Annotated in this window: 1 pseudogene; it reads right to left on the bottom strand. The window is 58.9% G+C overall.

Features of this window, described 5'->3' with window-relative positions:
- Positions 1–493: pseudogene (locus AC1D35_RS36770) on the bottom strand (hypothetical protein); the annotation flags it as partial.
- Between the last annotated feature and the right edge of the window lie 81 nt (positions 494–574).

Below are 574 nucleotides of genomic sequence, written 5' to 3'. Positions count from 1 at the left end.
CGACAAACGAGAGCAGGGCTTCGACAATGCCGGATGGCGAGCCCGAGCTATTTTCGATTGACTTGACCAGCGAAGAAAGGGCCTCACGTCCATGCCCTTCCCAAATCCGAACTGAACGATTGAAAAACGCGTTCAAGTGATCGACACGCTCATTCCCGACTGTGAGTACGAATAGCTGCGAAGATTTCCGAGCGATCGCCGACACCTGGCGGCGATCGTCAGCGGTCATGGCGATGGCCTTATGGGCGACCCGCGCCGAATTTGTGGCATGCAGCACCGTCAGACCGCTTGGTAACTTTCCGGCGAGGTTTATCGCTTTGCCGGAGGCAAGTGCCTCTCGCGCTGCAAGCACCCATTCGCCAAGCTCCATTGAGCCCGAGCGCCATCGATGGGGGTTTGCCAAATTCCCCCACCCTCCTTCGCTTTTGAGGCCTTCCCACCGCTTTACTGCTGCTGAAGTTTGGGCACCCGCGCCGCCGTAAATGATCTGCATCGAGTCTCCGAGCAATCGGACGCGAGACCCAGCCCGGTGGATTGCCATGATCGCGGCGTGCTGATCGGCACTGGCATCCTG

It is taken from the genome of Rhizobium sp. P1_E6 (assembly GCF_056405875.1).
Note: the sequence above shows the minus strand (reverse complement) of the source record. Positions and strands in the feature narration are given on the sequence as shown.